Source organism: Pseudoalteromonas apostichopi (genome assembly GCF_030297135.1).
GTDB lineage: Bacteria > Pseudomonadota > Gammaproteobacteria > Enterobacterales > Alteromonadaceae > Pseudoalteromonas > Pseudoalteromonas apostichopi.
The window spans coordinates 462,070-477,039 of sequence record NZ_AP028066.1 but is presented as its reverse complement, the minus strand read 5'-3'; the positions used below and the strand labels follow the sequence as shown (position 1 = coordinate 477,039).

8 protein-coding genes are annotated in these 14,970 nt (G+C 41.5%); 6 read left to right on the top strand and 2 right to left on the bottom strand.

Annotated elements, in window-relative coordinates; genetic code table 11:
* Window positions 1-234: 234 nt before the first annotated feature.
* Both QUE86_RS18135 and QUE86_RS18130 read left to right on the top strand, forming a co-directional pair.
* Window positions 235-1,848 carry a sensor domain-containing diguanylate cyclase gene (locus QUE86_RS18135; RefSeq protein WP_286260487.1) on the top strand — a complete coding sequence of 538 codons (1,614 nt, stop codon included), beginning with the start codon at window positions 235-237 and terminating at the stop codon, window positions 1,846-1,848.
* Window positions 1,849-1,900: 52 nt separating this feature from the next.
* Complete coding sequence (locus QUE86_RS18130; RefSeq protein WP_286260486.1) at window positions 1,901-2,602, top strand: M15 family metallopeptidase; 702 nt, start codon at window positions 1,901-1,903, stop codon at window positions 2,600-2,602.
* A gap of 179 nt (window positions 2,603-2,781) precedes the next feature.
* Here the strand turns inward: QUE86_RS18130 and QUE86_RS18125 are convergent, their stop codons facing one another.
* A complete protein-coding gene (locus QUE86_RS18125; RefSeq protein WP_130052991.1) occupies window positions 2,782-3,276 on the bottom strand; it encodes a serine protease external chaperone in 495 nt (164 codons plus the stop codon).
* A gap of 127 nt (window positions 3,277-3,403) precedes the next feature.
* On the opposite strand from QUE86_RS18125, the gene QUE86_RS18120 reads away from it, so the two are divergent.
* Complete coding sequence (locus QUE86_RS18120; protein ID WP_286260485.1) at window positions 3,404-7,414, top strand: rhombosortase-dependent M36 family metallopeptidase; 4,011 nt, start codon at window positions 3,404-3,406, stop codon at window positions 7,412-7,414.
* A 282-nt stretch (window positions 7,415-7,696) separates the two neighbouring features.
* Here QUE86_RS18120 and QUE86_RS18115 read toward each other — a convergent pair whose 3' ends face one another.
* A complete protein-coding gene (locus QUE86_RS18115) occupies window positions 7,697-9,862 on the bottom strand; it encodes a M3 family metallopeptidase (protein WP_130052989.1) in 2,166 nt (721 codons plus the stop codon).
* A gap of 419 nt (window positions 9,863-10,281) precedes the next feature.
* On the opposite strand from QUE86_RS18115, the gene QUE86_RS18110 reads away from it, so the two are divergent.
* The 3 genes from QUE86_RS18110 (at window position 10,282) to QUE86_RS18100 (ending at window position 14,790) form a co-directional block, all read left to right on the top strand.
* A complete protein-coding gene (locus QUE86_RS18110; protein ID WP_286260484.1) occupies window positions 10,282-11,613 on the top strand; it encodes a dihydroorotase in 1,332 nt (443 codons plus the stop codon).
* A gap of 11 nt (window positions 11,614-11,624) precedes the next feature.
* A complete protein-coding gene (gene folE2 / locus QUE86_RS18105) occupies window positions 11,625-12,509 on the top strand; it encodes a GTP cyclohydrolase FolE2 (protein WP_286260483.1) in 885 nt (294 codons plus the stop codon).
* A gap of 121 nt (window positions 12,510-12,630) precedes the next feature.
* Complete coding sequence (locus QUE86_RS18100; RefSeq protein ID WP_286260482.1) at window positions 12,631-14,790, top strand: S46 family peptidase; 2,160 nt, start codon at window positions 12,631-12,633, stop codon at window positions 14,788-14,790.
* Window positions 14,791-14,970 lie beyond the last annotated feature (180 nt).

Below are 14,970 nucleotides of genomic sequence, written 5' to 3'. Positions count from 1 at the left end.
TTAAATAACGAAGGTTGCTAGTAAGTGGCTTTGATGCCGTTCATGTTTAACGAGTGCTTGGTAGCTGAAGTTATTAAACAAAGTTACTTTAATTAATTAGAGTAATTGCACTCATTTATTTGCGCTAAATCAAATTATGACAAAAGTTTTATAGAGGTACACAAAACATCTTGCTAGTATAAAGGTATTAGATGTACCCGATATGGACTTTGGGCCCCATATGTGAGAAGTATCGTGCTTAAGAGTCTAAGTAAAGGTTTAAACCTACGTCGCTTAATTTTATTGTTAGCGTTTTCTGCAACGCTTATTACCTTTCTAAATAGTTATTACTCGAGCTACCAAGTTCAAAAGCAACAACTAATAGATAAAACCCTTAATAATCATAAGGCCTATGCCGCTAAGTTGGTGTCGGCGACCGATAACTTTTTACTGGCTGCTCAGCAACAACTTGCTTATGTCGGTAAAATTCTTGAGGATGATTTTAATAATCAAGGGTTAATTAATTCTGAGGTAGACAGGTTAAGACTACAAACCAATAGTTTTAATTCGACAATTATTGTTAATGCACAAGGTGATATTCTAGGTGTTTCGCCCAAGTCACTGAAACTACAAAACCGAAAAGTAGATAGTTTTGGTACTAAGGCAGCTTTGTCGTATCGGATTCCAATGATCAGTGAGCCGTATATTTCGATGGCAGGTAATTTACTGATCTTTATTTCGCAGCCATTATTTGACAAAAATAGCAATTTTATTGGTTATGTTGGCGGCACCCTTTACTTAAAGCGGACCAGTATTTTAAATGAATTGCTGCAAGTTCATTACTATCAAGACGGTTCCTATCTGTATGTGGTTGATGAAAATCATCGCTTACTTTATCACCCTGATAAAAGCCGAATTGGTGAGCAAGTATATGATAACCAAGTAATTGATGAGGTATTAAAAGGTAACTCAGGCACACAGATTGTTACCAACAGCAAAGGCGTTGGAATGCTTGCCGGTTACGCGCCAATGACAGTTGCCTCTTGGGGGGTAGTCACTCAGCGCCCGCTTGAAAACACCCTTGCACCGCTTGATGACTTAATGTGGCAAGTGTTTGTAAAGACAGCCCCAATTGGTTTACTTACATTTGTGTTTATTTGGGTATTAGCACGTTTAATTTCACAGCCGTTAAGGCAATTAGCTGAGACTGCAAATACCTTAGATCGCCCTTCAACGTCACTAGAGTTGACACAAATCCGCTCATGGTATTTTGAAAGTAATGAGTTAAGAAAAGCCATGTTAAAAGGAGTGGGGCTACTACAAAGTAAAATCGGTTTATTGCGGCAAGAAGCGCAAACAGACCCATTAACTAGCCTGCACAATCGCCGTAGCCTTGATATACAAATTAATCATTTTATAGCTCAGCGTTGTCCTTTTGCTGTGTTGGCTATCGATATCGACCATTTTAAACGGGTGAACGATGAGTTTGGTCATGACATTGGTGATGTGGTACTACAGTCGTTAGCTAAAATTTTGTTAGATGTCACTCGTGATAGTGATGTGGTTGCCCGTACAGGCGGTGAAGAGTTCATTGTGATCATGCCAAGAGTCGAAGCAAAACGAGCGTATCAACTCGCTGAACGTTTGCGTATGCGGGTGTCCGAAAGCTACATTGACCCTGTTGGCTGCATTAATGTATCGATTGGTATTTCAGGCTGGCCAATCGAGCAATTAAACATTGATGAAGTATTTAAACTTGCCGACCAAGCTTTATACCAGGCTAAAAAGACGGGTCGCAACCGTTCAGTTGTAGATGAATTATATAGCCAAAATATTACTCCTGTTTCTGAGTCTTTAATCTTGGAATAAGTTATTTAATGTGCAATAGTGAGTGGTATTAAGTTATTTACGAGAAATTAAAATGGCATTCACTATGTTGGCACGTTTAACTATCCCCTCTTCTTTGCTAAGTATAGCGCTTATTAGCACAAGCACTGCTTATGCAAACCCAAGCGATGATAAGCGAAGTGAATTTGTGGATGTAGGTGCTTTACTTCCTAATGCCGTGTTAGATATTCGTTATTTTGGTCATCATAACTTTGTAGGCAAACCTGTTGATGGCTACAACGCGCCTAAATGCTTATTGCATAATAGCGCTGCTGCCGCTCTTAAAAATGTGCAAACAGCAGCTCAAACACAAGGCCTTAATTTAAAAATCTTTGATTGTTACCGCCCACAGCGCGCCGTTGACCACTTTGTGCGTTGGGTTAACGATTTAGAGGATACAGTTACTAAAGCTGAGTTTTATCCAAACTTAGGCAAAGATAAGCTGCTTGGTGATTACATCGCTGCTAAATCGGGCCATAGTCGTGGCTCAACGATTGATTTAACGTTAGTCGATACAAAAGGCAAAGAGCTTGATATGGGCTCACCGTTTGATATGTTCGATACCCTTTCTAACACCGACGATCCGCGTATTAATGCAGAGCAAAAAGCAAATAGGTATAAACTAAAAACCCTTATGACAGATGCCGGGTTCGCCCCATATTCAATGGAGTGGTGGCACTTCACTTATCAACCTCAAGCATACCCAGCCACCTATTTTGATTTTGTGGTGGAGTAGTAAGTTAGCGAGTTACGAGGGGAAAGAGTAAAGTTAGCGAGTTTCGAGGTAGCAGCGATTTTACATCGCGTCCTAGAGCCTAGGGCCTAGAACCTAGCGCATGATGACGCGGGATAAACCCGCTGCTACAAGTAGGCGCGAAACTTGTTTCGCGCGTCTGACGGCTGACAGCTCCTGTCCTACATCACCTCTTTAATCGGTGAATAATCAATTTTAATTTCAACAACATCTACGTTGGCATTTTGTTTAAAAGCGTTTTGTACTTTTAATAAATCAGTGTTTTTATCTGCAATGTATCGATAATTTTTGTTGGTCATTTTTTTCAGTGTGTATTGGCTGCTAAGCTCTATTGGTAAACTGTTTTCTTTTAGAGTTAAATAAATTGCCCCAGTAGCGATGCCGCGCTCTTGCATTGCATGATTAAAGACTTCTGTGCCTTTGACTAAATTAGGCGCATCAAAGGTAATTTTTTCGCCATTATTACTAAAAGCGTTAGTAGATTTTTGTTTGTTGATTTCGACTGCTTTTTTAACATCTTTAACTAAAACTTGTTCTTTTTGTGAACTGGTCGTTGGCTGTTGTGCTGTATTTTGCTCGCTTATTTCATTTTTTTGACAGCCTGATACTAGTACTAATGCTAGTGTAAGTGCTTGTATCTTAATTGTTTGATTCATTATGTTCCTGCTTGTTTGTTACTTTTTTTTACAATTAATTCTGTTTTTTAATTGCCATATTGGGTACATTGTCCTCGGTTATGATTGTTAACCGAAAATAAAAATATAACAATAGGGAACGTAAGGAATGTCTCAATTTAAAGTAACAGCTGTTGCTACCATGGTAACGGCTATCTTGGCATCATCTCAATTACAGGCAAGTGAACAAACTCGCTTCTATAATGCCTCAAGTGTTAGCTCGCAAGTACAATTTAATCCTCAAGTATCTCAGCAACGTGCATTAGCTGAGCGTCGCACAGTATCGGGTCATAAATCTATTTTCGATGCGCAATTAGGTAAAGCCACGTTCCTATGGAATGCAGTAGGTCAAGCTAAGCCAGATATGGCTATGGTGCTTCCTGAGCAACGCAATGCCTATGCCGCAGATTTTTATTTAAATGCCTTAACTGGCGTTAGCACAGCTAAAAAAGGTGTATCAAGCGCTGTATTAACAGATTTATCTGAACAAAAGCTTGGTTCAATCACTGCTAAATACAAGCAAAAAGTACATGACATTGAAGTATTCAACCGTGAATACAACCTGATCATGGACAAAGAGTACAACCTAGTTGCAGGTTCTGGTTACTTCGCTAATACAAGCTCAAACGCAACACAATCATTTGCACCTTTAGCTGACTTTGTAGGCGCTGAGCAAAGTATCAAGCGTGCTATTAAAGAGCTTGCAGATATCAATGTATCGCTAACTAAGTCAACTGAGCAAGGCGACTATGTTAAATACAATGTGTCTAACCAAAATGGTGACAAAGTTGTATTAGGTCAGCCACGTGCTAAGAAAGTATTCTTTGAAGTAGCGGGTGAGTTGCAATCTGCATACTATGTTGAAGTAGAAGTAGCTGACAAAAATAGCCTAGAAAGCGATTACTTCAGTTATGTTATTGGCGCGCAAAACAACAAAGTTTACTTCAAGAAAGACTTAAAAGCTCACGCGGCAGATTTTAACTACCGTGTTTGGGCTGATGAAGATGGTTACCCGTGGGAAGGCCCACACGGTGACGTAATCCCAGCTGATGGCCCTGATCAAGTTGATGAAACAGAAATCCTTGATGCACCACTTGTAAGCTTGTCTTATTACAAAAAATTAAGCACGATGGATCCGTGGCTTGCTGATGATGCTACAACAACATCAGGTAACAACGTATTTGCTTATGCTGATGTTATCGCACCTCAAGGTTACACAGAAGGTGACTTCACTGCAGAAACAACATCAGATTACACATTCGATTACCCTTACCGAGTTGATCAAGTAGCAAACAGCTACGACAACCGTAAAGCGGCGATCGTTAACTTGTTCTATATGAACAACTTCTTACACGATTTTTTCTATGATCATGGTTTTGACGAAACATCAAATGTTGCGCAAGTATCTAACTACGGTCGTGGTGGTGTTGAAGGCGATCCAATCGAAGCGCAAGCACAAGATAATAGCGGTTTAAACAACGCGAACATGTCTACGCCTGCTGACGGTGCAAGCCCACGCATGCAAATGTATCTATACAACTCAAAAGACGCAAAAGTAGGCGTTGACTACGGTGTGGTTGTAACATCTGATGCAACGATTGGTCTTCTAGAATCTTCTAAAGTATCTGGCTTTGGTCAAATGCAATTTGCTGATATCGCAGGGGAAGTTGTTCGTCTAGTTGACGGTAATAACGTAGATTCTGGTAGCGTAAACGATGGTTGTGAACCTGCAACAAATACAGCAGAACTCGCTGGCAAAATTGCGCTTGTAGATCGTGGTTCTTGTAACTTCACAGCAAAAGTACTACACGCACAAGAAGCCGGTGCAATTGGTGCAATCGTTGTAAACAACAACCCAGATACGGATGAGCCAGCGCCAATGGGCGGTGAAGACGATGCAGTTATCATTCCTAACATGGGTCTGAACTATGCTGACGGTCATGCGCTTTACGATGGTATCGCTGCAGGCGAAACTGTCACTGTTAACATGTTCAATAAAGCAACGTTAAAAGACGGTACTTTAGATAACGGTATTATTGCTCACGAATGGGGTCACTATATCAGTAACCGCTTAGTGGGTAACTCATCAGGCCTTATCAACTTCCAGGGCCGCGCGATGGGTGAAGGTTGGGGTGATTTCCACTCTCTAATGTTCATTGCTAAAGCAGGTGACATTAACATCCCTGGTAACGACAAGTTCCAAAAAGCATACGGTAGCGGTACTTTCGTAGAAGACTTCTACTACGGTATTCGTCGTGTTCCATATTCTACCAATATGGAAGTAAACCCATTGTCTTTCCGTCACATTACTGAAAATGCTGGTGATGATGTAGGTATTTCACCAACAAGTGTTGCTTCACCACACGCAGCAGGTGAAATTTGGGCAACTATGCTTTGGGAAAGCTATGTAGCGCTTATCAACGAGCACGGCTTTGAAGATGCTCAAAACCGTATGGCTAACTACTTAGTAGCTGGTTACAAGCTGACTCCTGTTGCACCGTTATACACAGAAGCACGTGATGCTATCTTAGCTGCAGCGTATGCTGTAGACCCAGAAGATTACAAACTAATCTTAGGTGCATTTGCTAAGCGTGGTATGGGCTTAGGAGCTAAAGCACCAGAGCGTTTCAGTGAAGATTTAACAGGTGTTGTTGAATCAGACAAAATGAAACTTGCTAGCTTCACATTTAAAGATGTGGCAATGAATGCAAACTACAACGGTGCTGAGTTAGGTTATTGTTCAAACGATAACGTGCTAGATAAAGGTGAAACAGGTACATTAACTGTTAGCATCATGAACACAGGTAGTGAAGTACTGACTGGCACACAAGCTCAGTTAACGGTTGTAAGTGGCCACGATGTAACTTTCGAAAATGATGGTTTAATCACATTCGACGATACAAACCCATATGCTTCACAAACAAGCGCGCCGATTACTTTCACATTAAATGATGCTGACACTGCGGATACACTTAAAATCGAAGTGTCATTCCCTGAGCTTTCTGCTGATGACGAAATTGTTGAAGCAGCAAGCGATACAGTATCTTACCTTGTGAATATGGACTTTGAAGATAAAGCACCAGTTAGCTCACAAACGGCAGACGATATGGAAGTAGCAGGTGCATCATTACGTGATTGGAAAGAAAACGTAATGACAGGTGATGACTTAGCTGTTGGCACGCAAAGCATGGCAACCGGCGGTAATGTTAACTTCTTCAACAGCTTTGGCTTCGGTCTTGGCGAGCAAACAATGTACCTAAACAACAATGACTTCCAGTCTGATGTTGCGGTTGAATCAAGAGAGTTTGATATCGGTTTTGCTGGTGACTTTGAAGTTTCATTCTGGCACTTCTACCTAATCGAAAACGAATGGGATGGTGGTGTTGTAGAAATCAGCGTAAACGGCGGTAACTGGGTAGATGTTACTGAGATGGGCGGTACTTTTGATGTAGGTTACGATGGCCCACTAATCGAAAACGACGCGCAAGCACTACAAGATCGCGATACCTTCACAGGTAACAATGTTGATGGTAACGGTGTTTATGGTAACTACGAAACAATTCGTTTCGGTACTGAACTAAACGGTAACCGTGCAAAATTACGTTTCCGTATGTCATCAGACAGCGCAGTACGTGAGTTCGGCTGGTGGATTGATAACGTTACGGTAAGCAACGTGACTTCACCAATCTTCTCAAACGTGATTGCTGGTGATGCATTAGCATGTGATAACGCATTACCATTACTTTCTGTATCGGGTGATGAGTCAGTTTCTGAGTCTGCTTCAGGCACATTAACTGCAACAGCTACAGACCGTAATGATGACGCACTAAGCTACACGTGGACGCAACTAAGCGGTACAACTGCAACATTAACTGGTGCTGATACAGCTACTTTAGGCTTCACGCCAGGCGCTATCTCAAGCGATGACGAGTTGGTATTTGAAGTAACAGTTAATGATGGTACAGACTCTGTATCAGAGCAATTCACTGTTGCTGTAACTAACGAAGCTGAGCCAGTAGAAGAGAAGAAAGTGACTAAATCTAGCAATGGTAGCTTTGGTTTCTTAACACTACTACTTGCACCATTAGCGCTTATCGGCCGTCGCCGTAAACGTAAATAATAACGTTAAATAGTGATAACAAAGCCCTTACAGCTTACTGTAAGGGCTTTTTTGTTTTTAAGTTAGCGAGTTCCGAGGTACGAGGTACGAGATACGACGTAGCAGCGATTTTACATCGCGTCTTAGAGCCTAGCGCCTTTTTGTAGGCGTGAAACTTGTTTCGCGCGTCTGACCGCTGATAGCTGAAGGCTGACCGCTCCTTTTGCTATCGTTGCGGGGTTATCAATACTCGATAACCCCACATTTCTGACTTACAGCTTAGAGCTTAAAGCTCAAGGTAAGCTATTGAACCGTTGCTTTTAGGCCGCGGCGTTTTAATAACGCTGAAGTGTCTGGCTCTTGACCACGGAACGCTTTGAACGATTCCATCAGGTCACGGGAGTTACCGACTTCTAAAATTTCTTTACGGTATTTTTCACCCATTTCGCGAGTTAAACCACCTTGTTCTTGAACATAAGCAAAGGCGTCTGCCGCTAAGATTTCACTCCACATGTAAGCGTAGTAACCCGCTGAGTAACCGCCGCCCATTGAGTGCGAGAAGAAGGCTGACTTATAACGTGGTGGTACAAATGGTACATCAACACCATGTTTAGCAAGCGCTTGTTGCTCAAACTTTTCAATGTCTTGTAATGGTGCATCAGCAGAAAGTGAATGCCATTCCATATCAAGTAGTGCAGCTGCAACGTACTCTAGGGTATCAAAACCTTGGTTAAAGCTACGCGATTGAATTACTTTTTTCAGTAGCTCATCAGGAATTGGCTCGCCGGTTTTATGGTGTTTTGCATAGTTAGCGATAACTTCAGGGTACATTGCCCAATCTTCTTCAAATGTTGATGGGAACTCAACGAAGTCGCGTGATACTGAGGTGCCAGATAGAGTAGGGTACTTCACGTTTGAGAACATGCCGTGTAAGCCATGACCTAGCTCGTGGAAAATCGTTGTTGCTTCATCATAGCTGATAAGCGTAGGTTCGCCATTCGCGCCTTTTTGAATGTTCATAACGTTTACAACAACAGGCTTTTGTTCTTTAAGGCCAGATTGTTTAACGAATGAGCTCATCCATGCACCGCCACGCTTGCCTTCACGAGCGAAGTAGTCAGCAAAGAAAATGGCTAAGCTCTTACCATTTTCATCAAATAACTCATAGGCTTTTACATCTGGGTGATATACCGGAATATCGTTACGTGGTTTAAAGGTGATGCCGTATAAACGGTTCATGGTGAAGAATACGCCGTCTTCTAGAACGCGGTTGAACTCGAAGTATTCTTTCACTGCATTTTCGTCAAGGTTGTATTTATCTTTACGAACTTGCTCTGCGTAGAATAACCAATCCCATGGCTGTAATTTGAATTGCTCGCCTGATTCATCAATCTTAGCTTGAATTGCAGCGGCCTCAGCGTTTACGTTTTGCATTAATGCAGGGATCATGCTCGCAAACATATCAAATACAGCTTGTGGTTTTTTCGCCATTTGTGACTCTAAACCAAAATCAGCCCAGCTGTCGTAACCTAATAGCTTCGCTTTTTGAGCACGTAACTGAGCAAGCTGTGCCACGATCTCACGGTTACTATTTTCGCCCGATAATGCGCGCTCAGCCGATGCACGCCATACTTTTTCACGTAAATCACGGTTTTTCAGTGTTGCCAAAATTGGCTGACGCGTGGTGTTTGTGATTTTAATTAGGTATTGACCTGGGTGGCCTGCTTCTGCTGCGGCATTGGCGAGTTGTTCAATTTGACCTGCTGGTAAGCCTTCAAGCTCTGCTTTGTCATCCACTAAAACAACATTTGTTTTAGTCAGTGCTAATAAGTTTTGTGAGAACTGAGTTGTTAAGCTTGAGTGCTTCGTATTGATATCACGAATTTGTTGTTTTTGCTCTGCACTTAATTTTGCACCTGCACGCACAAAACGTTTGTAGTAAACGTCTAATAAACGTTTTTCTTCAGCAGTTAAGGCAAGGTTGTCAGCTTCGCTGTGAATAGCGGCTACTTTTTCAAAGAGTGCTTTATTTAAGAAAATATTGTCGCTATGAGCAGCTAGTTTTGGCGCTAATTCTTTTTGTAATTCACGACGAGCCGGGTTTGAGTCAGTACCTGCTAGGTTATAAAAAATACTGCGTGTGCGAGTCAGTAGCTCACCACTTTTCTCAAGAGCAACAATGGTGTTAGCGAAATCAGGCTTTGCTGGGTTATTGATGATAGCTTGTACTTCAGCCATTTGCTCAGCCATACCTTTATTAAAAGCAGGCATAAAGTGCTCATCTTTAATCGCACTGAAATCAGGCGTTTCGTATTGTAATACGCTTTTTACAAACAGTGGGTTAGCTTGCTCTGCGGCAGCAGCTGGTGCTGATTGTTCTGATTTAGGCGTTGATGTTGTCGTTTGTGGTTCTGAACAGGCTGTGAGTAACAGCGCTGAACTGATCGCGGTTGCGATTAGGTGTTTCATAGTATTTCTCTTGTCATTTTTAAAATTAAATTGTGTCGATATACCCTTGCACATACGCTTTATAAGCTCTTGATTTGAAAAGCGGTTAAAACGAATTACAAAAATGCACTCATATGGGGTAGGTATCAGCATGTGATAAATGAGCCCAGCATACTGTGTCTTATTACAATTGACCTCATACGTTGCGATAAGGTGATTATTGGCTGCGATAAGCTGTTAAAATTCTCTAAGATCGGAAAGCGGCTTATTACTTAGCAGCTTAAATAGCCCGATAAAATGATCTTTTTGACTCATAACAGTTACCAAATAAAAACTTTATGGTATGTTATATTGTAACATATTAATCTGCAATCAATCTTGCCATGGAGTGCATTTTTTTACGATAAGTTGCAAATGTTGCTGAATAAGCAAGGAGCAGTATGGCTATCATAATCAAACATGCGAGCGTAGTTAATGAAGGACAGCGGAAAACAAACGATATAAAAATAGTCGATAAACGAATTGTTCTAATCGATTCTGATATCACTGCAAAGGCCAATGATCAGGTGATTGATGCAAGCGGCCTGTTGCTATTACCTGGCATGATTGACGATCAAGTTCACTTCAGAGAGCCAGGCCTGACGCATAAAGGCACTATTGCCAGAGAGTCCGCCGCCGCAGTTGCGGGTGGCATTACAAGTTTTATGGAAATGCCCAATGTTTCACCGTCGACCACCACGGCAAAAGCTCTTGCAGATAAATACGCGATAGCAGCTCAGACTAGCGCTGCGAATTATGCGTTTTACTTTGGTGCAACCCCTGACAATCTTGAAGAAATTAAAGCCCTTGATACAAAAAAAGTTTGCGGCGTGAAAGTATTTATGGGGGCATCAACAGGCGATTTACTCGTTGAGCATCCGCATGCACTAGAAGCCATTTTTCGTGAAAGCCCAGTACTTATTGCAACCCATTGCGAGCAAGGCGAGGTTATTCAGCAAAAACAGCGCCGTTTAGCAAAACGTTTTGGCGAACTACGTATCGAACATCATCCATTAATTCGTGATGAGTTAGCCTGTTATGCATCATCATCGTATGCGGTATCACTGGCAAAACGTTATGGTTCACAGCTACATGTTTTACACTTAACAACGGCAAAAGAGCTCGAACTATTTAGTAATGCCCCGATAGAGCAAAAGCACATAACCGCAGAAGCATGCGTGCATCATTTATGGTTTAACCAAGACGATTACGCACACTATGGCAATCAAATTAAATGTAACCCCGCCATAAAATCAGAGCAAGACCGCATAGCGCTGCTCGCAGCAGTGCGTGATGGTCGCATTGATATTATTGCCACCGACCATGCACCTCATACTTGGCAAGAAAAACAGCAACAATACAACGCTGCACCAGCAGGGCTTCCGCTCGTCGAGCATGCCTTATTAATGTTACTTGAACAGGTAAAACGCGGTACGTTGAGCCTTGAGCAAATCGTTGAAAAAACAGCGCATAACGTGGCAAAGCGATTTGCTATTGAAGGCCGTGGCTTTATACGAGAGGGTTATTTTGCTGATTTAGTACTGGTTGACCCAAATGCAGAAAAGCACGTTGAGCACACAAACACTCATTATTTATGCCAATGGACGCCATTCAATGGCACTACTTTTTCAAACCGAATTACACATACCTTTGTAAATGGGGAGTGTGTCTTTGATGGGCAGCACGTATACCCGCACAAACAGGCTGCTATGGCCTTAACATTTAATCGTTAAAAGAAGTTGATATGCAATTACCCGATATTACCTCGCACTCTAATGTAGATTTTCAGTCGCCTTTAAAATGGGTCGGTATGGAAAAAATAGCATTGCCTTTGAAGCTTGCACAAACTCATGTTGATGTGCACCTTAATGCCAAAGCCGATGTGTTCGTTAGCCTTGATAGCGATGCTAAAGGCATTCATATGTCGCGTCTTTATTTACTACTTAATCAGCTATTGGCTAAACAAAGCTTAACGACTCAGCGTGTTAACGAGTTTATGGAGGCCGTTTTAGCATCACAAAAAGGCTTAAGTAAAGGCGCAAAACTGGTGCTGGATTTTGATTTACCTCAGTTAAAACCAGCATTACTTAGCGACAACGCTGGTTATAATGCTTACCCTGTTATTTTAACGATTACTAAGCAGCAATCGCTGATTATTAACTTAAAAGTAGATATTACCTACAGCAGCACTTGCCCGTGCTCAGCGGCATTGTCGAGGCAGCTTTTGAGCGAGGCGGTTGATAAACAATTTAACGATGCAGCGATTGATAAAGCATCATTCCTTAACTGGCTTGCAAGTGAACAGGGCTCAATTGCAACCCCTCATAGCCAGCGCTCTTATGCGTATGTCGATGTCACTTTTAGTAGTGAAAAGCTACCTGATATTGGCGGCTTTATCACAGTATGTGAGCAAGCTATAGGCACCCCAGTACAAACCGCCGTGAAGCGTGAAGATGAACAAGCATTTGCTGCTCTTAACGCAAAAAATTTACTGTTTTGCGAAGATGCAGCAAGGCGATTAAAGCAGTGCTTCGAAACAATGGATGTAATTACTGATTATCAGTTTAAAGTTGAGCATCAAGAAAGCTTACATGGCCATAATGCAGTGGTTCATGAGTCTAAATATTAGGCTCATGAAACCTGAGTGGTTTACAAATTTTGACATTAGCGGTCGCAAATTATTGCTATTCACTAGCACCATGATAATTATATGAGCGCTAAAAATGATAAACATAACAAAAAGGATGACTATGCGTTTTAAATTTATTGTTGCTGCAGTAGGTCTTGCTGTAGCAAATGTTGCTGTTGCCGACGAAGGCATGTGGCAACCTCACCAGCTACCGGAACTTGAATCTATATTAAAAGCGAAAGGTTTGAGCATTGATGTACAATCAATTTCAAAACTGACTGAGTTTCCGATGAACGCGGTAATTAGCCTTGGTGGCTGTACAGCTTCGTTTGTTTCTCCAAAAGGTTTAGTGGTAACTAATCATCACTGTGCTTATGGTTCGATTCAATATAACTCAACTACCGACAATAATATTTTAGAAAATGGCTTTTTAGCTAAGTCAACAGGTGAAGAAGTACCTGCTGCGCCGGGGTCTCGTGTTTATGTGACAGAACAAGTAACCGAAGTCACTGATAAAGTTAACCAAGGTACTGACCAGCTAACAGGTAAAGCACGTTTTGATGCTATTGAAGCAAATGAAAAAGCACTTGTTAGTGAATGTGAGCAAGATCCAAGCTATCGCTGTAATGTGTACACTTTCCATGGTGGTCTTGAGTATTACCTCATCAAATCACTAGAAATTAAAGATGTACGTTTAGCGTATGCACCCGCTATGGGGGTGGGTAAATACGGCGGTGATATCGATAACTGGATGTGGCCGCGCCATACGGGTGATTTCTCGTTCTATCGCGCGTATGTTGGCAAAGATGGCAAGCCTGCTGAATATTCGGAAGACAACGTGCCGTACCAAAGTGATGCGTTTTTAAAAGTAAGTGCTAAAGGCGTACAAGAAGGCGATTTTGTGATGGTTACCGGTTATCCGGGTAGCACAAACCGTTACCGTATATCGCCTGAAGTTGACTACGTGTTTAATACAGCCTACCCATTAGCGCGTAAATATAATTCTAAATATGTTTCGTTGATTGAAGAAAATGCTCCAGAGGGTTCAGAGGCACGTATCGCTTACGAAAGCACGATTGCGGGTTACAACAATTACATTAAAAACTATGGCTCAATGATTGAGAGCTTTAACAAAGGTTCAATGTATAGCCGTAAGCAACAATTCGAAAAAGATCTCACAGCGTGGATCAATCAAGATAGTAAGCGCAAAGCTAAATACGGACATGTACTTGCTGATTTATCAGCGCTAGTTGCACAGTCGCAAGAGCATAACCAGCGCGACCGTATGTTAGGTTACGTACACCGCTCACAAATGATTTCAACTGCTCGACGTTTATATCGTTTAGCGTACGAAAAACAAAAGCCAGATGCTGAGCGCGAAAGCGGTTATCAAGAGCGTGATATGCCACGTATCGAGTCACGTTTAAAAAGCATGAGCCGTCGTTATGATGAAGCTGTTGATAAAGCAATATTGCTGTACTTTATTGAGCAGTATGTGGCATTACCAAAGGACCAACGTGTTGCAGAAGTTGATAAAGCGCTTGGTTTAACAAACGGTTTTGACAAGCAAAAACAACAAGCTTTACTTGATGAAATGTATGCTAAATCTGTTCTTGCTGATGAGAGTAAACGCTTATGGATGGCAGGCCTTGACCTTGCACAGTTAAAACAAAGTAGCGATCCTTTCATTCAGTACGCTCAGGCTATTTTTGCTGCCACTAAAGATATAGAAGATGCGAAAAAAGAGCTGGCCGGTAAACAGCAAGCCGCTCGCCCTGCATTAATGGAAGCAATTATCGCTTATAACAAGGCACTTAATAAACCTGTTTATGCTGATGCGAACAGCACCCTACGTGTAACTTACGGCACGGTAGGCGGCTATTCACCGCAAGATGGCTTAGTGGCAACCCCCTTTACAACTTTAGAGGGACTGCTTGCTAAAAACACCGGTGTTGAACCATTCAACTCACCAGAAAAGCAAAATGAGTTAATTAAGCAAAAGCTTTATGGTGATTACACCGGCGGTATGAATACTGTTCCGGTTAACTTTTTATCAAATGTAGATACCACAGGTGGTAACTCAGGCTCACCAACGTTAAACGGTAATGCTGAACTGGTTGGTTTATTATTTGATGGTGTTTACGAAAGCATTATTGGTGATTGGGATTACGATGAAAACTTAAATCGCTCAATTCACGTTGATTCACGATACATGTTATGGGTGATGGATAAAGTTGATAATGCGCAAAATTTACTGAAAGAGATGACTATCGTTAAGTAATCTAAGTTTAACGTTAATTTAAGCATTAAAATGCCAGTCTAACAGACTGGCATTTTTGTTTTTAATAAAAATAAAATCATTAAATTTCATTAATTTGAAAAATATTTATAAAAATTAATTTTTCTTAAGTTTTATTTAAGTTTCGCTCGATAAATTTTACACATAACCTAAGTGGAGCGA